The organism is Reichenbachiella sp. 5M10 (genome assembly GCF_002742335.1).
In the GTDB taxonomy this organism is placed as follows: Bacteria; Bacteroidota; Bacteroidia; order Cytophagales; family Cyclobacteriaceae; genus Reichenbachiella.
This window is the reverse complement of record NZ_MDGR01000007.1, coordinates 143,845-167,112: the sequence shown is the minus strand read 5'-3', so window position 1 is coordinate 167,112 and position 23,268 is coordinate 143,845. Positions and strand designations below refer to the sequence as shown.

18 protein-coding genes are annotated in these 23,268 nt (G+C 44.2%); 6 read left to right on the top strand and 12 right to left on the bottom strand.

The genetic code is table 11. The annotated features are described in order from the left end of the window. Positions 1 to 412: 412 nt before the first annotated feature. From BFP72_RS00690 to BFP72_RS00670, 5 genes are all read left to right on the top strand, one after another. Positions 413 to 1,816: a polysaccharide lyase family 7 protein gene (locus BFP72_RS00690; RefSeq protein WP_143519887.1), complete on the top strand. Its 1,404-nt coding sequence runs from the start codon at positions 413 to 415 to the stop codon at positions 1,814 to 1,816. Between the two features lie 342 nt (positions 1,817 to 2,158). Further along, entirely contained in the window at positions 2,159 to 3,610 is a 1,452-nt protein-coding gene (locus BFP72_RS00685; RefSeq protein ID WP_099597270.1) for a polysaccharide lyase family 7 protein, read from the top strand. A 292-nt stretch (positions 3,611 to 3,902) separates the two neighbouring features. Continuing rightward, complete coding sequence (locus BFP72_RS00680) at positions 3,903 to 4,844, top strand: PKD domain-containing protein (protein WP_221406448.1); 942 nt, start codon at positions 3,903 to 3,905, stop codon at positions 4,842 to 4,844. Between the two features lie 121 nt (positions 4,845 to 4,965). Then, complete coding sequence (locus tag BFP72_RS00675; protein WP_099597268.1) at positions 4,966 to 7,443, top strand: chondroitinase-B domain-containing protein; 2,478 nt, start codon at positions 4,966 to 4,968, stop codon at positions 7,441 to 7,443. Between the two features lie 92 nt (positions 7,444 to 7,535). After that, a complete protein-coding gene (locus BFP72_RS00670; RefSeq protein WP_099597267.1) occupies positions 7,536 to 8,570 on the top strand; it encodes an alpha/beta hydrolase in 1,035 nt (344 codons plus the stop codon). Position 8,571: 1 nt separating this feature from the next. Here BFP72_RS00670 and BFP72_RS00665 read toward each other — a convergent pair whose 3' ends face one another. The 8 genes from BFP72_RS00665 to BFP72_RS00630 form a co-directional block, all read right to left on the bottom strand. After that, positions 8,572 to 9,501: a DUF6695 family protein gene (locus BFP72_RS00665; RefSeq protein ID WP_099597266.1), complete on the bottom strand. Its 930-nt coding sequence runs from the start codon at positions 9,499 to 9,501 to the stop codon at positions 8,572 to 8,574. Between the two features lie 35 nt (positions 9,502 to 9,536). Then, entirely contained in the window at positions 9,537 to 10,136 is a 600-nt protein-coding gene (locus BFP72_RS00660; RefSeq protein WP_099597265.1) for a bifunctional 2-polyprenyl-6-hydroxyphenol methylase/3-demethylubiquinol 3-O-methyltransferase UbiG, read from the bottom strand. A 191-nt stretch (positions 10,137 to 10,327) separates the two neighbouring features. Then, entirely contained in the window at positions 10,328 to 11,347 is a 1,020-nt protein-coding gene (locus BFP72_RS00655; RefSeq protein ID WP_099597264.1) for a sugar kinase, read from the bottom strand. Positions 11,348 to 11,662: 315 nt separating this feature from the next. Beyond that, positions 11,663 to 12,424: an SDR family NAD(P)-dependent oxidoreductase gene (locus tag BFP72_RS00650; RefSeq protein WP_221406447.1), complete on the bottom strand. Its 762-nt coding sequence runs from the start codon at positions 12,422 to 12,424 to the stop codon at positions 11,663 to 11,665. Positions 12,425 to 12,450: 26 nt separating this feature from the next. Then, positions 12,451 to 13,716: an MFS transporter gene (locus tag BFP72_RS00645; RefSeq protein ID WP_099597263.1), complete on the bottom strand. Its 1,266-nt coding sequence runs from the start codon at positions 13,714 to 13,716 to the stop codon at positions 12,451 to 12,453. Between the two features lie 73 nt (positions 13,717 to 13,789). Continuing rightward, positions 13,790 to 14,161: a cupin domain-containing protein gene (locus tag BFP72_RS00640; protein ID WP_099597262.1), complete on the bottom strand. Its 372-nt coding sequence runs from the start codon at positions 14,159 to 14,161 to the stop codon at positions 13,790 to 13,792. A 37-nt stretch (positions 14,162 to 14,198) separates the two neighbouring features. Then, positions 14,199 to 16,481, bottom strand: a complete 2,283-nt coding sequence (locus BFP72_RS00635; protein WP_099600644.1) for a heparinase II/III family protein — start codon at positions 16,479 to 16,481, stop codon at positions 14,199 to 14,201. 470 nt (positions 16,482 to 16,951) lie between these two features. Further along, on the bottom strand, positions 16,952 to 17,692 hold the full coding sequence (locus BFP72_RS00630; RefSeq protein WP_099597261.1) for a FadR/GntR family transcriptional regulator: 741 nt from the start codon (positions 17,690 to 17,692) through the stop codon (positions 16,952 to 16,954). A 317-nt stretch (positions 17,693 to 18,009) separates the two neighbouring features. Here BFP72_RS00630 and BFP72_RS00625 point away from each other — a divergent pair, with 317 nt between their 5' ends. Next, entirely contained in the window at positions 18,010 to 19,758 is a 1,749-nt protein-coding gene (locus BFP72_RS00625; RefSeq protein WP_099597260.1) for a polysaccharide lyase family 7 protein, read from the top strand. A gap of 191 nt (positions 19,759 to 19,949) precedes the next feature. Here the strand turns inward: BFP72_RS00625 and BFP72_RS00620 are convergent, their stop codons facing one another. The 4 genes from BFP72_RS00620 to BFP72_RS00605 all read right to left on the bottom strand — a co-directional run bounded on the left by BFP72_RS00620 (position 19,950) and on the right by BFP72_RS00605 (position 23,232). Then, the gene (locus BFP72_RS00620; protein WP_143519886.1) at positions 19,950 to 20,213 is read right to left on the bottom strand and encodes a hypothetical protein; all 264 of its coding nucleotides are present in this window, start codon (positions 20,211 to 20,213) and stop codon (positions 19,950 to 19,952) included. Between the two features lie 66 nt (positions 20,214 to 20,279). Beyond that, a complete protein-coding gene (locus tag BFP72_RS00615) occupies positions 20,280 to 21,065 on the bottom strand; it encodes a hypothetical protein (RefSeq protein ID WP_099597258.1) in 786 nt (261 codons plus the stop codon). Between the two features lie 197 nt (positions 21,066 to 21,262). Continuing rightward, the gene (locus BFP72_RS00610) at positions 21,263 to 21,652 is read right to left on the bottom strand and encodes a hypothetical protein (RefSeq protein ID WP_099597257.1); all 390 of its coding nucleotides are present in this window, start codon (positions 21,650 to 21,652) and stop codon (positions 21,263 to 21,265) included. An 11-nt stretch (positions 21,653 to 21,663) separates the two neighbouring features. Beyond that, positions 21,664 to 23,232, bottom strand: a complete 1,569-nt coding sequence (locus BFP72_RS00605; RefSeq protein ID WP_158233215.1) for a PAS domain S-box protein — start codon at positions 23,230 to 23,232, stop codon at positions 21,664 to 21,666. Positions 23,233 to 23,268: the final 36 nt, after the last annotated feature.

Genomic DNA, 23,268 nt, shown 5'->3' with positions numbered 1-23,268 from the left:
CGCTAAAGTGTGACAAGCTCAGCTCATACAGGTAAGCTTATATCCTAGTAGGCAAAGCATAAAGCAGCTAGCCTCATCAATACATGTATAGACATGCATTGACGTGATCAAGATTTCCTCCTATAAGTTAAGTAAATCATTATTAATCATCACGTTAAGTGTGTTAGATACACTTAACGCACATAACTAGTTAAAGCAGTTGGGAAGAAGATCATCAACACTACCCGTACACTAAATCATACTTCCTCTAGCCGCTTGATCACAAGTACAAGCCCCTCTCTCCTATCATTTCATCTATTCGCGACATTTTGGTCTACCAATTGATATTTGTTTAGAATTCCAATTGCTTGCAATCCGATTATTTAATAGGTTTGTCATCGCCTGTAGGAAGACACACCATAAAATGAAGATTATGAAGCAGAGATTATTACTATTCATCGGGATGACTGTTCTATGTATGAATTCCATCACGGGATGCAAAGAAGATGAAGAACAGGAACCCTTGTTGGACGATTCAAAACAGATAGAAAGCTTTTCTTTCGAAGAACTCGATCCAATAGTCACGGGAGCAATCAATGGCACTACCATTACGCTGACCGTACCTTATGAAACAGATGTGACCGAACTAACCCCTACGGTTACCTTTTCCGAAAAGGCAACCTTAACACCCTCATCAGACGAAAGTCAAGATTTCAGTCAAGCCGTAGTATACACGGTCACCGCAGAAGATGAGTCCACTCAGGCTTATTCGGTCATAGTGAGTGAAGAAGCGGCACCACTAAGCGATACGGCAGACATTCTCTCGTTCTCTTTTGAAGGTATGACCCCTATAGTGAATGCCTACGTCGGTGACGGTGAAGTCAAAGCATGGATCACCGACCTCTCTGCTGCCAGCAATCTGACGCCAACCATAACTGTCTCAAATAAAGCAACTGTATCGCCCAAATCAGGCGTAGCGCAAGATTTCACAAGCCCTGTCACTTATACCGTCACAGCCGAAGACGGCTCGACACAAACTTATGTGGCTACTATCGCCGAAGAGACAGAGGTCGATTTAGAGTCCGGCGATGCGTTTACTTGGATCAACTGGTACCTCTCGGTTCCTATTGACAATGGAGGCAGTGCCACCTCTATATACTATGAGGACATAGAAAACGACAACCTATCTACAGAAGCTGCTCCATACTTTTACAAAAATGATGACAACAGCTATACGATGTATACCAAATTTACTGGAGCAACTACATCTGGCTACAAAGAAGTCAATGGATCAGGGTACTGCCGAACCGAATTGCGAGAATATTGGAGAGGCAACCAAACAACCTCAGACAACTGGGTCATGGATAGAAAAAGCGTCCATGGATTAGCTTCCACACTCAGCGTAGATTTTTGCAACGGGATCGGACAAACGTATGTAGCACAAATCCACGGCAGAAGCACCACCGGTGCACCTGGGGACCCCGCTACCGTCAAGGTACTATGGAAAGAAGGCGAACTGATCACCGAACACTATGTAAAACCGACCAAAGAAGGAGACCTTTGGACGAGCAAATACATTAGAAAAAACTCAATAGGACAAGTAGACAATGAAAAATTCACAATTAGTTTGTTGGTCAAAAGAGGTGTCCTCTACTACGCATTGCGCTGTGAGGCCAAAGGTATTGATGTAGAATACACAGAACTCTACGACTATGCTGCCAATGACTATATCCACGAAAACTATTTCAAAACTGGCAACTACTTCAAGTGGAACGACGACAAAACGGAAGACTCTCAAGTCATCCTTTATTCTGCTCGTACCTATCATACAGAGTAAACGATCACAAATAATCACGCACAAAAATGAGAGGCCCCTCAGCATTGCATGCAATGCTGAGGGGCCTCTCATTTTTTACTCCTCATCCGACTCCAGCCTCGTCTCAGTAAGTACTTTGACCATAACCTCGAGTCATCACCTCACTTCGTCCTCACTGACACACCCTCCGTCTCTCTAATCGACTCACCAATTCACCTTGATACTTGGATCACAAAAAGTCATATCAAGACATAATTGGTCTACCAATCATTAATTTTTTAGATTTCCAATTGACTGTGGATCAGTTATTGGTTAGGTTTGTCTCTATCATTTGAGAAGACTAAAAGAATAAATAGAAAGATTATGAAACAAAAATTACTAGGATTCATTGGACTGGCTATCCTTCTAATGAGCACATTTACAGGATGTAAAGAAGACGAGGGCGAAGAACCATCTTTGGATGACTCCAAACAAATAGAAGTATTTTCGTTCGATGAACTCGATCCAGTAGTCACAGGAACCATCGCTGAAACGAACATCACGATGACTGTTCCTTATGACACAGATCTGACCACACTCATCCCTACCATAGTCGTTTCGCCTAACGCTACGGTATCCCCCGAATCTGGTGTAGCACAAGATTTCAGTACACCCGTGACCTATACAGTCACTGCACAAGACGAATCGACACAGGCTTATACAGTCACGGTCACCTTAGGCGAAGAACCTCCAAGCGATGAAAAATTTCTCTTGACTTTTGCCTTTGAAGCCTATGATCCTACAGCTGTAGGAATCGTCTATGAAAAATACAAGGAAGTAGACGCATGGGTACCTTACCAGGAAAATAGGAGCTCGCTCACTCCTACTATAACAGTATCCGAAAATGCCACAATAACTCCCGCATCTGGTGTAGCACAGGATTTCACTGGACCTGTCACATACACGGTAACCGCCGAAGATGGAAGCACACAAGAGTATGTAGTCAATGTTCATGAAGACGAAGACGGAACTGGCTTCCCTAGCTCTGTACTTCACATGAGAGGCCTTTGGAAAATCACACTGCCTTTGAATAAAAGTGGAGAGTACGTCACAGACAATCATGCCAGTGATGCACTCGAAATCAAACCTGAAGAACTCGCCACCTATGAAGAAACCATGTACAACTTCTTCGAAACGGTACAGGACAAAGAAGGTAACGATATCGGAGTTCGTTTTGCGACAAACTGTGGTGGAGAAAGAACCTCCAGCGGCACCTACTATCCTAGAACAGAACTACGCGAATACAACCGCAGTGGAAACACAGACTGGAGCAACGAAGGGAGCACCATGCATCGAATGTATCTCAAACAAGCAATCACCAAAGCCCCTACACAAAAACCTCAAGTTGTCGCAGGGCAAATACACAATGGCGATGACCAAATCCTGATACGCTACACAGGCAACAGCCCAGGCAAATACCAACGAAGCAGTGATGACCCGTGTGTAGGCACAGTCACGCAAGAAGGTGACCCTAATGACAACACAGGTTATCTGGCCTGTTTTTACGAAAACAGCAACCACGTAGTGCCACTTGACCTAGACTACACCCTTGGGGATGTCTTCGAACTCGAAATCATCGCACAAAACAATCAAGTGATTGTCAACTACAATGGTGAAAACAAACTCACCTGGGACAAAACGCTGAAATCATGCTATTTCAAAGCAGGCTGCTACTCACAATCAAGTGCACAGAACCAATGCAACGGAAAGAGTTCCCCTGACGAAGACCCAGACGAAATCGCAGAGGTCATCATCTACGAACTCGAGCTACAATAGCCTCCTACGTTTACTCATCAAACCATAGTCGAGATCAAAGACTCTCAACGGCTATGGCACAGGAAAACCATTTCATTTTAAAAAAATGGTTTTCCAATTTTTGAACAACCAAATCAAACAAAAGAGAAGAAAAAGCATATAAAAGCACATTTCAAGACGCTTTTATAAGATTTTCTCATACAAAGTTGGAATCAAAAAAACTATTCGCTACTTTGGTCAACCAATTATTGGTAGCCCTGTGATTGGAAAACTAGAAATTAAAGACTATTTATTACTAAAATTAAGAATGACTATGAAACAAACATTTCTAACTAAAAGTAAGGCATCTGCCTTTTTCACTAGAGGATTTGCAGCATCTCTATTTGCAATGAGTGCTCTAGTATTTGCAACATCATGTGGCAATGACGATAGCAGCGGTGACGGTGATGATGGTGACGGTGGCCCAGTAGAGGCTCCTGCAGCATCGTTTGTCGCGGAAGTTGACGTATTTGACGTAACTTTCATCAACTCATCTACTGGAGCAGTAAGCTATTCTTGGGATTTCGGTGACGAAAGCGAAGCAGCTACTGACATGAACGTAGAGCACACATATGCTTCTCCTGGAGATTACACTGTAACATTGACAATCACTGGCGCTGACGAAACAACTGACGTTGCAGAAGAAGTAATTTCAATTGTAATCCCTGAAGCATCATTCAGAAACGGAACATTTGATGACGCAGGCTATGAGTCTGAAGTAATCAAAGATGTGTACCAAACCAACAACGATGAGTGGGAACTACCTGCTGATCACGCTTGGGATGACGATGCATTCAGATGTGGCGGTATGACTAGTGATGGAGAAAAACTAGATGACGGTACGAAAACAAACGGTATCAAATTCAACGATGCACTAAGAGGTGCTTACCAGAAAATCACTGTAGTACCTGGTGCTACCTATGAAGTGACTTTCCGTGCATCTACTGAGTCTGTAGACGTCCCTGCTATCGATAAGGTAACAGCTTGGTTGTTGAAAGACGATATCCACTCTGAAACTGAAATCGTAGAAGAAAACACATACACTTCTGTAACTGTACAAAGCTATGCTGAAGCAGCAAAAGCGAACTTCCAAACATACACTATGGAATTCACTGCAGAATCTGAGAATCTAGTATTCTTCATGAAGAGTGTAGATCCAAACGCTAACGGTGATGCAGAAAGCTGGATTGATAACATCACAATCAGCATCAAATAAGACACCCCTATTACAAACAAAGGCCTGGGATTTTCTCAGGCCTTTTTTGTTCACAGCCGTCCCTGTGACCCTAGCTACACCCACCTGACCATTACAGCATGTATAATATGAAAGACAGACTATGTACACATACAAAACCAATATACAAAAGAACCTGAGCCTTGTGCTCTTATGTCTCATGTCGCTTGCTGCACAAGCCCAAGGCATCAAGACGACCGTCTCCACTATAGATGATCTCAAAGACCAAATAGAAACTGCACAACCCGGAGACACTTTAGTCCTAGCGATTGGTAGTTACGATGATGGCAGCATTTCGATCAAAGACCTCAAAGGGACAGATGACGCCCCCATAGTGATCATGGCAGAGTCCATAGGCGCAACCACTTTGACAGGCGGTACCAAATTTGTCCTAAGCACCTCAGAACACCTCATCATTCATGGCTTCACCTTTACCAATAGTGGGACAGCCATCAAACTCGAAGGAAGCAACAACATTCGTATCACGAGAAATACCTTCGACCTCCAAGAAACCTCATCAACCAAATGGGTGTACATCGGGGGAGTTTGGGATCAGCCTACTAGCTCACTGAGCCACCACAACCGCATCGACCACAACACTTTTCAAAACAAGGTCGAAACAGGTCACTATATCACCATCGATGGATCAGGCGAAACCATTCAATCACAATTTGACCTCATCGATCACAACCACTTCAAAAACAACGGGCCTCGAGCAACGAATGAAAAAGAGTCCATACGCGTAGGATGGAGCGAAATGTCCGAATCGAGCGGATACACCACCATTGAATTCAACTTTTTCGAAACATGCAACGGGGACCCCGAAATCATATCGATCAAATCCTGCGACAACATCGTCAGACACAATACGATCACACGCAGTGAAGGAACCATCTCGCTGCGTCACGGCAATCGCAACCGAATAGAAGGAAACTACATTTTCGGGGGAGACACAGCCTGCTCTACCGATGCTGATGGCACTTACTGCTCCGGAGGAATCCGCATCTACGGCGAAGACCATGTCATCATCAACAACTACATCGAGGGAATCAAAGGCAGCAAATGGGATGCCCCTATCACCCTGACCGAAGGAGATGCCGAATCAGGCAACAGCAGTCTATCTAAGCACTTTCGAATCGAGCGAGCTATCATCGCCTACAATACACTTGTCAACAATGACCATGGTATTGAAATTGGGTTTGACAACAACGGAAAGTACAGCAAACCACCCCGAGATGTAGTCATGGCATACAACGTAGTGACTGGAGAGAGCAATGAGCTTATCAAGTTTCACAACGCACCTGACAATATGGTCTGGGTGGACAATGTCATGAACCCTACAGGTAGCGCAGTACTAACAGCTGATGCTTCACAGACATTCACCGACAGTGAAATCCTCGTCTCCAATCCAAATTTAGCTTTTGACAATACTGATCAAGTCTGGAAATCCACTGCCAACACGCCAACTTATGAAACCAATACGGAGGTCATAGGTACGGCAGACGAAGATGTAGAAGGCAAGACTAGAGGAGCCGTGAGTACAGTGGGAGCACATGCTTTCAACCAAGAGTCGGTACGCTACCTCCCTCTTACTGCTGCAGACGTAGGCCCTACATCATACCACCCAGACTATGACGGAGAAACCGAAATTGACCACCTCGTACTAAGCACACAAGCATTGTCATATGGTGAAGCAGCTGGTGAAGCCACTGTAGAAATAACAACCAACCTCGATTGGACTGCTAGCACTACCGACGCATGGATCAGCATCACGCCTACCTCGGATTCAGAGTCAGCCACACTCACTATCAGCACGACTGCCAACCCTGAGATTTTCAAAAGACAAGGCACAGTAACCCTCTCTGCAGGTGCGCTATCCAATCAAATCACAGTGACTCAAGACGGTAAAGATCCCGGAGGAGAGCAACTGGATGTCATAGCCGTCACAGCTTCTGCGGAACAAGTCGAAGCAGATAAAAACAACGGCAAGGAGAATGTCCTCGACGGAGACCTCAGTACACTTTGGGCATCCGAAGGCGAACAGTCAATCACTCTTGACCTAGGGGTCCCTCAGTTTGTACACTATCTCAAAATTGGCTTTGGCAAGGGAGACAGCCGAGAAAGCTACTATGAAATAGCACTATCAATGGACGGCACAACATTCACCACCGTGGTAAAAAACGGCAAAAGCTCTGGCACTACGGCAGAATTGGAAATCATCGATCTAGAGGATACAGAAGCACAATACGTCCGGTTGATTGGCTCGGGCAACACTTCCAACAACTGGAACAGCATCACTGAAATGGAAGTGTGGGGGCTCAAGGAAGAAATTCCTCTAGAGACCCATCTCTTGAAATCGATCACCGTATATCCAGTCCCAAGCAGTGGTCAAGTCCAAATTGATGGGCTAACCTCGTCCTACACACACTATCAAATACTTGGACTCACTGGCCAAAAAATAATTGAAGCGTCTTTGCAAGACGACAGTATTGATATCAGCACATTGGCGAAAGGCATCTGGGCACTACAACTCACTGGATCCAATCAACCTACGGTGACACGCCTCATAGTCAAAGAATGACCTTATAAACGCACACAGCCAACCGCTACAGCATAATTCTAGGCCCTCAAATTGGTCCTAGAATTATGCCTTTTCGATTAAAAACATGAATTATGAAAACAATTCCCACCATACTTGGACTCTTTGCTTTCGTCTTTCTAGCAAGCGGATTACAAAGTGTCATTTACTCGAACCAGCACCCTAGCTTCTCATCCTTCCAAAGCCCTCCTCCCATCCCCATTCCTGCCGGGAGTCACTTCTATCAGGACATTCCGTACAACCGATACGAGAGGACACGGTTTGATTTCTTCAGACCTCCACACAATCCAAAATCATCCCCCTTGGTCATCATCATTCATGGTGGCGGATTCGTCCAAGGGGAAAAAGAGAATACCTATGGCAGCAGCTACCACACCCAATTGATCCCTGAACTCTTGGCTCAAAACATTGCTGTGACAACACTCAACTACCGCTATTTAGACGATGAAGGAGGAATTATCCGAAGTATCTATGACTGCAAACGTGCGTTACAGTACCTACGGCTCCATGCGGATTCCCTGGCTATAGACCCTTCTCGTATTCTTCTCATGGGGAGTTCGGCAGGAGCAGGCACCGCACTCTACATTGGTCTTTGTAACGACATGGGCAACCCCAACCATCTAGACCCCGTCCTCCGGCAAAGTACTCGAGTCTCAGGCATCATCGCTACAGAAACACAGGCTACCTATGACATTATCAACTGGGACAAACTGATCTTCACCCCATATCAAGACCAAGGACTGGACTATTCTTATATCGCTTCGGTCATCGGCCTGACTCGAATACAACAATACCTAGGCATCTCCTCTCTTGCCCAATATTCACCCCACGAAGTAAAGCGCCTGAGCCAAGAACTAGATATCCTCTCTCTAATGAGCTCCGACGATCCCGAACTCTATGTATCCAACGATAAAATCCGTAACCAACTCCCGACAACTACATCCGAGTTGTACCATCACCCATTGCATGCACTAGCACTCAAACTACATGCAGATCAAAGCGAAATCAACAGCCAATTCTACATCCCCAAATTACGAATTGACACGCGTCGCGGGGAATCCATGGAGGGTTTCATCCTCCGAAAACTAACCCCAGTACCTATGCAATAGGCTAAAAGGCCTGAAGAGAAAAACAAAACAAAGTATTTTCCTGCCGTACAGACACCGAACGGTAATGACTGGGACAAACAAGTTCGTACGCTCTCGAAGCATCGAATCCTGTATGATCCAAAACATATATACCACGGCTCTCCTCCCTACCTTGGCAATCGTATCGCACAATATGAAAGCCCGTACCTACTTGAGAAATGCAATACCAACTACCCGCTCCCTCCCCCGACAACCATCGTGCAGTCCGAGGCAGATCAGGCGGTCTATTCGGCTCTGACAATACTTCACCCCAAGCACATTCCTTGGGCACATGCACTACCCCCTCAGTCTGCAAGCGATCACCAAAATCCCCCAAACGCACCAGGTACATTGGGGAAGGTGTCACCATCCAAGGTAGACGCAACAACCACCTCTTGCGCCAGCTTGATACAGAAGACAGCAATACGTGTCGTACAAAACGTGAGCAATTGGTTCCCCTCCTTGCAAATGGACCATAAGTCCATAGTCCCTTTTCTTGCATTGCCTTGATCCGCTTTTGTGTGGACTTCACTCCTGACACAGCATAACAACCCGCGCATAGCACTCCCTCTCCATGGCAAAAAGGATTCTCTGACAGTTCCGTCAGTAGATTGTGCATATTGAGCAACCTCCCACCCTGAATATCGGCGCGTGTCAAAACTTTCAGTTCTGGATCAGTCCACACGCTTCGTACTCTCCCATATCCAAAAGGACTGTGGTACCGGCCAAAATCGAAATATGAACATTCTCCCGTCTCTCCATCCACCAATACTACCGCAGCATGTCCTACCTGGTAGTACCCCTGACGGTTGAAGCCTATCCAACGCATCAATGGATCATACCAAGCACTCGCTTGCTTGCAATAGGTCTCTGGCCAAGCCAGTGCCACGACAAAATCAACTTGAGACGACATCACAATTACAGACTTTCATAATCCGCATATCCTCTTTACTTTTCACATACAATGAGATGAAACGGGTAGTTTTCGCTCACCTCTCTGACCTCAACCAAACCATAGGAACCAAATTCCTCCTCTATGGTCTCTTGATCATAAAAAAACATCTTTACCCCACCAAACATCTCAAACCTATCCTTGCCTATAACATTCCCCTGTCCATAAATAGAGGCTTGTTTGGAAATGGTGGCAAATACCATACGACCAGACTCTGAGAGCTGATGATAGCAATCATGAATCAACTTTCGCCGTTCTTCGTTACCCAACAGATGAATCAATGCGTAACAGTATATCCCGTCATACAACAGGTTATCAAAAGGCATATCAGTCACCGAGCCATGATGAACCATCAGCTCGGGACCAAAATAAGGTCTCGCTAGATCAATAGCCGTAGATGAGATTTCAATCCCAGTCACACGCATTCCAGAAGCAGTAAAAACTCGAGCATTTCTTCCATACCCAAACCCTGGCACCAAAACATTCGACACCCTATTGGTTACAAAATAGTCGTTCACCCACACAGTCGATTTAGCAGGTTCTTCCCCCCACATTTCCTGCTTGTCTTTGAACGCTTCTTCCCAAAACTCAGCCATGGTCAATTATTTTCTCCATTTGATCCTACAATATACTCTTCTGACAACCTCTTTATCAATTTGATGTCTGCCTCACAACATGACAACCCTAAAAATAGTTGCGAAAAACCAAGTCCTTACAGCAAAAAAAAGAGGACAATCACTTGTCCTCTTTTTACTAAACTGAATAAGTATCAATATTTTTTTGAAGATTATCTCTTCACTCCTTGACTGTCACCATCTACAATCGCCATGATTTCTTGGCTCGTTGCTAGATTGAGATCACCAGGAATGGTGTGCTTCATCGCCGAACAGGCAATTGCATAATCAATGGTTTTGTATAGATCGTGCTCAAACTGGATCAGCCCATAGATGATACCAGAGGTCAACGCATCGCCACTCCCCACTCGATCTAGAATATCTGGTATATCAATCACACGTCCTTCGTAGACACTGTGTTCATCCCAGATTGCTGCAGATATTTTGTTGTGACTAGCGCTGATAGTCCTACGCCATGTCACGATTACATTTTTGAGATGAGTAAAACGAGTAGTCAATATCTCGCCAAGGTGAGCTGTACTGGACCTCAAATCATACGGGCAGTCTTGTATATCAAACAACTCCTTGATGTGCTCTTCGTTACCCAACAGGATATCACATTCTTCGATCAATTCGGGTAGCACCTCATTTGGTTTCCTACCCCAGTTCCATAGCTTCTTACGAATATTGAGATCTACCGAAATCGTCATCCCAAGTGCTCGTGCTTCTGTGATCACCTCCAACAGCAGATTGTACGCTTGCTCACTGACAGCTGGTGTCACACCCGACCAATGCAACCAATCATACCCCTTGAGTACCTCCTTCCAATCGAAATCCCCAACTTTTGCTTCCGCAAATGCTGACTGCTCTCGGTCGTAAATTACATTGCTCGACCGAAGCATCGTACCTGTCTCATGAAAATAGAGCCCTAAACGTCTGCCCTGCATCAAGACATCTGACACATCCACTCCTGACTTTTGCATGTGTCCACGAGCAGCTCTGCCCAAATCATTGTCAGGCAAAACAGTCACAAACTTTGAAGGCATCCCCATCTTAGTGAGGTTGACCGCTACATTGGCCTCCGTCCCTCCATAAGATGCCTTGAACCCATTCGCTTGCTCAAATCGCGCTTGATTCGGCACATCCAATCGCATCAATAATTCCCCAAACGTGATTACTCTTTTCTTAGACATATGACTTTAGTTTTGATTCTCACTCAAAAATACCCTTGATGGAGGAAAAAACATGCACCCAAAACATCGAATGCTATTCAAAAAACAACGCCCTGCCTGCCTCGCAACAAGCAGGGCTCTCTTCCCTCAATATTTGGATACTTTAAGAGAATGTCAAATTGCCGTAATCTACGACGTTGCTTTTTGCTCTGAAAAGCCCTTTTTCCACCATAAGGCGGCAGAGGAGGATTAACCCATCCCTGCACTCACTTGGTACCACTACCAACTAGAGTAATGAACTATTGTCCTCCAATCAAGCGCGTACGCCGACTTTCCTTAGATCCCTAAAGCTTGACCTCCACCGATTTGGATCGTCTCAGCCGTGATAAAAGAAGCATCGTCACTGCCTAAGAAAGCTACAACAGAAGCAACCTCTTCTGGCTCACCAATTCGTCCCAACAAAATGTTGTTTTTCCATGAAGCGAACACTTCAGGCTTAGTCGCTTTGATTTGAGCATGGAATGGGGTGTCAATCGTACCAGGAGATACTGCGTTCACTCTAATTCCATATTCTGCCAAATCTTTTGCAAGTGCTCTCGTGATTGCGTGTACTCCTGCTTTAGACGTACCATAGACACCTGCTCCAGGTCCCCCTGCGTTCCATCCAGCGTTTGATGTATAGTTGATAATCGACGCATTTTTTCCTTTTTTGAGGAAAGGAATGGCCGCTCTTGATGCAAAAAACACCGAATCCAAATTCAAAGCCATAACAGATCTGTAAAATTCAGTAGTCATTTCCTCAAATCTAGATCTTCCACCTAGACCACCTGCATTGTTAACCAATAGGTCAATTTTACCGTACTTTTCACCAATTTTGGTGATGTTTTCAGTGACAGCTTCATCACTAGTCACGTCAAACCCAACGTACTCCGCAGTGATTCCTTCTGCCTCAAGCTCTTTTACTCTTTCCGCTCCTTTTTCTTCTTCAATACCATTCAAAACAACAGTATATCCCTCTTTTCCTAATCTTTTTGCTACTGCAAAACCGATTCCACCTGTAGCTCCTGTCACTACGGCTACTTTACCTTCTGACTTCATAATTGTATTAATTTTAATATCTAGTTCTATTTTATTTCTATTCTTTTGATCTCCTTACAAAGGACAAATATTGCGATCACACTCAAGGGCACGAATGCACCGATGATCACGAAAGCAGGCGTATAAGACGTCTCTGTAATAAACGGGATGAGAAAATTCATTCCAATCACACAAAACAGACCGACTGTTCCTCCAAAACCAGCCAATGCCCCCACAGATTTTCCACTGAGCAAATCACTCGGTATAGTCTGGACATTGCTAATCGAAAACTGGAAGCCGAAAAGGACCACTGCAACAATCCCTACAAATTTTTCTGGCGTATTGGCAATAAAAATAGTAGCCAACAACCCCAAGAACATCAACACAGCACCAATCGAAATCGTCGTTTTACGTGCTTTGTCTACTCCTTTGCCTTGTGCAATCAACTTGCCCGCAAACCACCCTCCAGACATACTACCTATGGCAGCTCCTACATAGGGTACCCAAGCAAACATTCCGATTTCTTTGACATCAAAGCCATAGGTATCAGCCAAATAAATAGGCATCCATCCCGCAAACAGCCACCACAGCGGCTCTAAGAAAAAACGCGATGCGGGTACAGACCACGCTTCCTTGTGCGACAAGATCTCTCTTAAAGTCAAAGCTCGCTCATCCTCGTCTCGAGTCTCTACTGGCTGGTCCGACAAGATATGCTCTTGCTCCTCTGACGTAATCCAAGGGTGTTTTTTGGGAGAGGCCTTGTTGATGATCAACCATGGAATAACCCACAAAAACACCAAACTACCTACAATCACAAAAGTGACTCTCCATCCAAATCCGAGGTAGAGCATCGCAATCAATGGCGGTGCTATCACAGACCCCATAGAGGCTCCAGCATTAAAGATTCCCTGTGCCATTGCTCTCTCCTTCGCAGGAAACCACTCTGCATTACTCTTAACTGCTCCCGGCCAGTTGCCTGCCTCTGATACTCCGAGCATCACTCGAAACAACCCAAACGACAACAATCCTGAAGCCAAGGCATGCATCGCCGTGGAAATCCCCCACGCCATGATACTGACCACATAGCCCATTCGTGTACCAATCTTGTCAAACATTCGCCCCGAAACAGACTGACCAATAGCATAGGCCACCATGAATACGTTCAGCATGATAGAGTAATGGTGCTTAGTAAACCCAAGCTCCTCAGATATCCCTGGCCACATCACACTGATGGCTGTTCTATCGATATAATTGATGACGGTGGCCAAAAAAATCAATACAATGATCCACCATCTTAGTCCTTTCACTTTCATAATCTCTGCTTTTCAAAGCCCCATGGCCGCACCCCTCTCAGCATGAGAGGCATTTAGACCGAAGCACGGTTTACTATTTTTTTCCAAAATATGATACTTCCCCACCCTCAAGAAAATCCTCTCTCACTGGGCTGAAAACATCAATAAGAATACCTGCTTCGAGACAGATGGCTCCATGCAATAAATTTGGCTCTATGTAGACTCCATCACCTCCTTTGACAATCTGCTTTTCACCATCTATGGTAAACTCAAACTTGCCCGAAGCACAATAAGTAGACTGAGTATGAAAATGAGCATGTGGTGTACCTTCTGCTCCTTTTTCGAACTTCACCTGTACCATCATGATCTGGTTGTCAAACCCCAAGAACTTGCGTGAGACACCTCCGCCTAGTTCTTCCCATTCCATCTTGTCTGTTAAAATAAATTTGTCACTAAATCGTTTCATAATATCCCATTTGTTATTTTCCAGTACGTTTCCTAGATCATTTTCTCTGAAGAAAATAAGGTCCCGTCCAAGAGAGTTTTTCTGATTCTATTTCTATCGTATGTGCCTGATCGGCCTTATTGTCTTTTTTACAAATCACCAATCTAAACGACGCACCTCCATGATGCCGCACCTCGACAGCAGTATATTCATCGGATTGCATCAGTACTTCCACAGCATCCACCATTGCAAAAGCGTCCCTAGAGAATTCACTCACTGGAGAATAATCCCCATGTGACTCTAGTGTTGCTGCAAAAACAGTGCTTTTCGCTTTCCTTCGGAGCATAAACATCGGATCATGCCTCAAGTTGAAGTTAGGGTCATTTGCTCCGATACGTCCAAACACAAACTCATCCGCATCACTATCCGCAGCAGTCCAAGAGTAAAAGCGGTAGTCGTTCATCCAACTCAACTTGGCATCTTCCATCAACGATGAAGCTCTGGCCTCCTCCATGATATGCTGATACCCGTATTTCTCTCCTAGGGGCTTCCGAGCCTCCAAAGTCTCATACTCCATATTGGCAGAAATAATTTGTCCAAAATAGTAGTACGGCAAATCATACGTGTTTTCCTTCTCAGACTCTACGTCCATCACATCTACCAGCAACGGCCGCTCCCACAGCGAATCTGCAATCAGAGCAATCGTACGCTGCATACGCACTCCCTCGTAGGCATGTGTGTCTGTGGCACTAGCAATTTGTATATCCGGCTGACTTGCATCGAAAAAGAAGCGATCAGCATGGTGTTTGTTTGCGATATCAATATTCCCACCATAGTTGGTCGTTTGGTTCACTACCAAGGTATTGTGCGCTATCGTTTGCTTCGCATAAGTCTTGTTTTCTTTGAGGTATCCCCCTCCGTATTTCTGTTCGATGTTGACAAATCGTGCTACGCCATAGTCTTGCAGTACCTCTGCGCCATTGTCATACAAGGCATAAGATAGCTTGTCATAATGTCCGTGCCCCATGCCTTGTGCGGTATACTTAAACACCGCATTGATGTCGCCTCCGGCATAGTTCATTCGGAGGATCCCCAAACCTCCTTCAGACCCATCCGCACCATCTCGTAGCTCCATAGATTGCGGTACAAAATCCTTCGTTTTCCCGTCCTTGATAGCTTGTGCCACACTGAATCCACTCGCATCTAACAATACCCGGTTTTGTTTCCCGGCTATAGACAGCAACTCAGGGTTTTGTCCCCCAAAATGGTAAATGATATCCACCGCAGACACCAATTCGCGAGAATAATAGGACATTCCTTTCTGTGCGTCATTGATAGGATAAAACTCCCCATCACTATCAGTCAAATTGAGCAGTGCATAGACTGCTTTGGAGAGTATCCCTTCTCTGTGCTCAAAGATCTTCAACTCGGGCCGAGCGTTTTCCAAACTTGCTGCGAACACCACAAAAGGATAGATCGCATAACGCTGATAATATGGTCCCTCCGCATAAAACCCATCAGGAGAAAAGAGCAAATCCATTTGAGCCAAAAATCCAGCACGGTCCTGCCCCTCTTCCTTGATAGAGCCCCCATCATTGTCTTTGGCTTCCGTATTTAACCCGTCGTCCTCCAATCCATAAAGTGCCCGTTTGACCAATTCCTCGTCATTCATCACGAGACCAATCATCCCTACCCCTGCATTGGCCCAAGTGCTATGATTGTGAATACGGTTGAAGAATTGTGGAGTCTCTATAGAGAGAAAATCTGCATAAGGCCTAAACAACTTGGTCTCAAGCAACTCTTTCTCCTCGTCAGACAACTGGTCGTAGATACAGTCATAGGCTTGACTCGCATACACGAGCCAGTTGGCGTCATTGAGACATTGCCAAAAAAGTTTCCCTCTAGAGTAAGATTTTTTGCTGGGATGCCTGTCCAATGTAGGGAATAACTCCGCATAGGCACGTAGCATATCATGCACATAGGTTTTGTACTTCTCTTCGCCAGTGATGACATATAGCTTACCTGCCCGCTGCATGGTCAAGTAATTGAGCTTGTGACGCTCGTGCGTATAGCCCCCTGCCAAGTCCTTGGGTTCTGGAACATCTATACCCAATGTAATCTGTTCATCAACATCCGTGATCGTTTGCTGCATCGACTCATAGAACAGCGGCACTTGTGCATACTGCTCTTGTATAGTCCCTAATGATGCCTCTGTAAATAGAATACTCTGATGTCCAAGTTTTGCTGTTTTGTCCGCAGTATCACATGAGATAAGTGCAAACAAAAACAACAAACTCAAACAACTAAATAGACTACTACAGTATGATATTTTCTTCGTCATGATATTCTTGTCTATGAACAGATTGGACAAAGCTCCCGCTATGCACCCAATCAAAAAAGTGCTTTAATCTTGTTTAAACAGAGGCATAGAGAGTCGGTCTCACCAATGCCTTGTATCGTATTGAATGAAATGGATGATATACCTAAACGTAAGATATTGGCAAAAAACGGGTCCCGCAGGTCAATTGGGTCGCTATCTTCCAACCATAGTCTATCCGTCTTAGTCACAAAGTGACTCCATATCCATGCTTGTATTAATAGTAGTATTGCTTCTCTAGGTGGGGAAAAAAGACCTCGCACTTCTGTTAGGACAACAGATCTTGCTTATCTTTGTAATTGTGGTTAATCAAACTCAATGACAATACCGACGGCCAAATTGATATTTTATTGGTAAGATTTTCCCCTAAAAGGATTGGCCCTTGGCTAATCCTTTCTTTTTTGGTACCCTTTTATTTCATTAATTCTCTCTGGTTATTTTTTACCATTGCTTTGATTAAATCTCTCCACTTGCAGAGTGCTAGAGAAGTCCAATATATCACTCAAGTGATCTCTCATAGCCTGCGTGGCTCCATCTATATTTTTTTCTTTGATGTGAAACAAAATCTGCTCGTGCTGCTCTAGTGCCGACACAGACCTACCCTCTCCACATGCGTCCAACTCCTTGTAGTTCGTCAAGATATCTGGGGTAATCACCAGCATCAAAGACTTCAAAACAGAGTTTTTGCTTGCTTCAGCGATCTTCAAGTGAAACATCAAATCCTCATCTACCGCATGTACTGAGGCTTCCTTTTTTCTTTTATATGCTTGCAGCGCTTCTTCGAGACCTTCGATATCCTCCTCAGTTCTGTTTTGTGCTGCCAAAGCAGCTGCATTGGTCTCTAATATTACTCTGGTCTCCACCAAAGCCTTGAAATCCTTTACTTCCAACTTCAACACATCTGAGATCAGTCCTTCTAGGGCTGTCATGCCCAATCCTGCGACAACTGTACCGCTTTGAGGTAGTGTTTTGAGAATACCATAAAATTCTAGTTTTTTGATAGCATCTCTTACATGTGATCTTCCTACTCCCAACGCTTCGCAAAGCTTTCTTTCGGGTGGGAGCCTATCTCCTGGGGTCAGTTGCCCTGAGGTAATCAACTCCTTAATTTGATTGATAATCTTGTCCACCGGCGTTTCGATGACAATCTGTGTGAAGTTATTTAATAATTCCATTCGTAATTTGTTGACCTACTATTAATTGGTTGACCAATTTAGAGATTTTTGGGGAGTCTGCAAATTTTTCTTCTCAAATTTTTCCTTATCTACATTTTTCTTACAAACGATTCAGCCTCAGATTTCTTGGCACTTCTCTATTCCAGACAAACAAAAAAATACGCAAACTGCTTATTTTAAGACATTTATACTACTCCCTTCATTTTGATTTACTCATTATTTTGACGTAATTCACTTTTGGTCAACCAAACATTGATCTTCCATCAATATTGGTTACCAAATAATGAAAGACTATTTTTTACTATTAAAAACTGATTATGAAAAATTATTTTGTAAGATGGGCACATCTATGCAGTAGCATGCTCATCGCAGGTTTTGTTTTGATGGCTGGAACCACCTTTCAGTCTTGTGAAGAAAACCTCGCAACCCCTGAATTAAGTCTCGCGGACCCTGCTTCAGCGGCTGGAGATCTCGTCAGCATTGTCAACCCTGGATTTGAGAGCAACTGGTCAGGGTGGGAAGACACAGACCCATCGGCTACTTCTAGTGATTCGCACAGCGGATCAAAATCAGCGAAAATCACTGGGAGTGGTGGCAAAGTAGAGCAAGACGTCTCTGTCACCGCCAACACCAACTATACCTTGTCTGCCTATGTCCTAGAAGCAGGTACCATAGGTGCTCAAGTCGGCAGCAACAACTACAGCGACGGTGGTGACTACAGTGATTGGACCAAAGTCAGCGTGAGCTTCAATAGTGGTTCCAATACCACCATCACCATTTATGCTGCCTACAATGGGGACACGGGCCGTTTCGACGATTTCGAATTGGCCGAAGGTTCTGGGTCAGGCACCACCGACCCTGTAGAACCTACAGAACCCACCACAGAAGGTGAACTCTCTATCAGCAACGTGTCCGCTTCGGAAGATGACGGGAATGTACCCGCCAATACTCTTGACGGAGACTTGGGCACGAGATGGTCTGCCAATGGCTCAGGTCAATACATCACCTATGATCTGGGGGCGTCGCAAACGGTAAGCAGCGTAAAAGCCGCTTGGTACAAAGGAGATCAACGCAGCTCTAGCTTCAAAATTAGTGTAGGACAAAGTACTTCGACGTTGGTCGAGGTATACTCTGGTTCCTCATCGGGAAGCTCCACGGATCTAGAGACCTACAACTTCGAAAGTACTTCGGCAAGATATGTTCGTATCACTGGTCTAGGCAATAGCTCCAACTCATGGAACAGTATCACAGAAGTCAATATCTACGGTGTAGCCCAAGATGGTGGCACTGATCCTGTTGACCCTGTTGATCCTACGGAGCCTGGTTCGGCAAGCATACCTTCTGACTTGATGGACAATTGCAACCAATGGAAAATTACCTATCCTGACGGTGTAGAAGACAAAACGCTATGTGGCGAAAGCAACAACGAGTATTACTATGTCAATGACGATCAAAATGCCATCGTATTTAGAGTACCGATAAGAAGCAACAACGGGTCTACACCTAATTCGGATTATATCCGCTCTGAACTCAGAGAAAGGACCGAAACAGGAAGTTCGGATATCTACTGGACCACCTCAGGGACGCACGTCGTGTATTCCAAGCAAGCCATCACACATCTACCTATCGTGAAAGACCACCTCGTCGCAACTCAAATCCACGGAAACAAGAGTGACGGAATCGATGACGCCATGGTATTGAGATTAGAAGGGTCACACCTCTTCCTGAGTTTCAACGGAGGTAAACTAAGAGATGATGTCACGGTCTCAACCAACTATTCTCTGGGGACAGTACACGAAGTAATCTTCGAGGTGATCGATGGCAAACACTATTGCTATTATAGCGAAGACGGCAACTTGGCCAATGCCTTCGCGAATAACAATGCATCTAACTACTTGGTCAAAGACGGCAGCAATAACTACGTGATGGACAAGAGCTACGGTGAAGCTTACTTCAAAATCGGAAACTACACACAGAGTAATGCAGAAAAAGAAGGAGACGAAACCGACAACCCAAACAACTATGGAGAAGTCTTGGTGTATGACTTCTTCGTGCAACACGACTAATCATAATCGCCAAGGTTCGTCCTCATAGGGAACCTAGTGACTTAACAATACAAAAAGGCTGCTCTTTCGAGGCAGCCTTTTTGTATTTCGCAGATTCCAACTCGACAAGTTCATAAACACAAATTGCTGACATCAAAAAATAGGGCACCCCACCGTCCACAGGATGCCCCTCCAACCAGCTATGTACTGTTTTAATTGAGTCTACCCATGGTGTAGACGATTTGAGTATTACTGAATCCGTAGATGACACGTGCTTCCCATATACTGATGCTAAAGTGTGGCTTGCTGTTTGGAAAAAACAAACCGAATTCCAAAAATGACGGTTGCATACTGGACTGGAGCACTTCTTGTCTTTTGGTATAGTTGGTAATCTCTCTATGTACGGCAGTCATACCCTTCCCTGTCTGTGCCTGAGCAAAAGCACTCATCAGCAGGAGTACCAAAACGAGAGACAATGTGTGTGTGTGTTCGGCTAGACATCTTTTTGTTTTTTTAGAAATGATCCATCAATTCAATACCTCCTACAAGGTCAGTGAAATGCTTGTCCCCGCATATTCATCCCGAGCATTCGCGAGCAAAAGGCAGTAGTATTCGCCATCAGGCAAGGAAGAAATATCCATGAGGTAACGCTTGCATACTCCAGGAAAAACCATGTTGCGATCGCTATAAATATCAGTCACCTTTTCACCATCCATATCATATACTTCCAGAATCAATGAGACCCCTTCTATGAATTGTCCATCATTCTTTAATCGAATATCTAGTGCTTGTGCATAATCCAGCGTATCCAGTGCCAATTCTACATCGTCAAAATCCAATTGGACCTGATCAAAGGCATTGACGTGAGTCATCAAACCAATGGCATAGCGTACCTTGCTATCGATACTAACCCCGCTCATCAGTTGCTCTGCACTGACTGAGTTCTCGACTGACACCATCAGGACCGTCCAATATGACCCTTGGAGAGATTCATCCTCAGGTATATGGATAGAGTAATCATAAATATACTGCTCGTTTGGGGCAAGCTCTTTGTCCATCACATCGCTAGCAAACCATGCGCTAGACGACTGGCTATGTGCCTCCCGATTTGTAAACACTCGAGAAGAGTCGCACGAAAAAATCGCTTCATTCAGTTCAAACCTGACTCGCTCGGTCTGATCTGAGGTATTGAGTAGTACCACATGACCTCTGATCTCCTCGCCAGACTGTCCGCTATACATATGTGAGAGTCCGTTTAGAACGGTGACACTACCTTGACTCTGTAGGGTCGTGCCAATCAAGAATAGGAATAGGATAAGATGTTTCATATCAGTTTCATTTTTAAATTATGATTCAAATTTGCCCAAAAGAAGACTCCTAGTCTCTCAAGTATCGGTGAATTGCAAATAAGCATAGATGATCAATCAACAACCTCATATAAAGCTCAGACGATCACAAAGACCTTCAAAAGAAAAAAGCACAGACGGGTTAGGACTGTGCTCATTGGGTAAGTGTAGATTAGCTATCAACTCTTCTCCATGCGCTGTAGCTTCTCCAACAAAAGGGCCTTTTCAAAATGATTCTTGACTGCCTTGCTCTGAAATATCCTTATCTCATCAAGAGGACGAAAGTTCGAGCCTATCACAAAGATCTGTACCTTTTCCTTGACAGAGTCACTGAGTTTGTCAAATGCCTGGATAAACGTCCCTCCATCAAAACCTTGGATATCCAAATCCAAAAGCACGGTAATCTCCTCTGTCACTTTGGTCTGGGTCACGATAAAATGCAAAGCCAAATGTTCGTTGGACAATACCTGTATCGTAGATTCTTTCAACCAATGGTTGATCAATAGATTAGCAATCATATACATCACAGGATCGTTGTTGAGCAAAACAATGCTTCTTCTCATTTTCATAATTGCCGCTTTTATGTTTTTGGTAATGTGATAATGAAAGAGCTCCCTTGGTCAGGTATGCTTTTCACAACAATATTTCCTCTCATTGACTTTACTTGCGAATGGACCGTATAAAGTCCTAGCCCTTTGCCTTCGACCTCTTGATGAAACCGCTTGTAAAAACCAAACATCTGATCACCATACATATCCAAATCAATACCAATCCCATTGTCTGTAAATTGAAGTCCTATTCGCTCTCCTAAATCCATCGATTTGATTTCGAGCATTGGCTCGACTCCTTTTCTCAAATACCTAAAACTATTGTGTATCAATTGATAGAAAATATTTTTGATATATGGTTTGATAGAGATCAATGAGCCTACCTCTGAAAAGTCCGTTCGTATATCAATGTCAAAATCTTCATTGTCATTTTGCAAGCTATTACACACGGCCTCATGAATCTCAGTCAGTTTAATCTGTTCTTGAGGATACATACACGGTTTATGTATCTCCAACATCCTATTGAGGTCTGTAACCACCTGGTCCAACTTGCTCGCAGACTCTTTGAGACCATCTAGATAATTGTCAATCTCCGTTCCCAATACAGGCAGCAGGTTCGTCAACCCTAATATATTTGCTAAAGGGGCTCTCACATTGTGAGATATGATGTAGGCAAATTGCTCCAAAGCTTGATTGCGCTGAATCAATCGCGCTGTGAGCGATTCCTTTTCCAGTTGTGCTTGCTTCTGTTCGGTGATGTCATCTGATGCAATCGTCAAGCCTAAGAACTCATCTTTCACTCCAAGAATAGGTCGAATCCTGATCTTAAACCAGTGCTCTTGGCCTTCTTCCTCATAGCTCATTTCATAACCCACTGGCTCTTTTGTGTTTATCATTTTATTTATTAGACTTCTGATATACGGTTTTCTATCTTCTTGCAGCATATCAAAATAGTTGTGACCAACCTGAAGACATTTGCCATATCCAGTCTTGACCATAACTCCTGCCCGATCATTGAAACTCACAATTTGACAATGTTCGTCGAGCAAAATATATCCTGTATCTGTATTTTCTAAGATATTCTTTAGGTTAGCTCTAGCTGTTTCTAAACCTGCCACCCGATTTCTTTCTTCAGTTAAATTCTGTATGATCCCCATGACACCAATCCAATCCCCCGCCTGATTATAGATGAACTCCCCTCGCTGATGTACCGTTTTAATTTGTCCTGATAGCGTACAAATCCTATGTACTACATCAAAAGACTTTTTAGACTCCATTCCCATTGAGATTGCCTCGTTGAGTAGCTCCATATCCTCAGACACTATGTGCTTATAAAACAGCCCAACCGTCGGTTCTATCTCATTTGGCTGATATCCGCATATTTCAAAAACCTGATCAGACCAAACTAATGATTGATCTTCTAGCTTTTCTGACGAGGACAATATCATCTCCCAACTCCCAATTTCAGCAATTTGCTCTATTACTCTTGTTCGACCTCCTTCTTTGACCAAGAGCTGTTGCTGAAACTCAACGAGGTCTTCCTCTATCGATCGCTTCTCAATCTCCGAGTAGATTACTGATGATAAGTGAGTTAGCTTCATACTTGTAGGAAAATCGGTTTTGGATGGTTTGTTGGT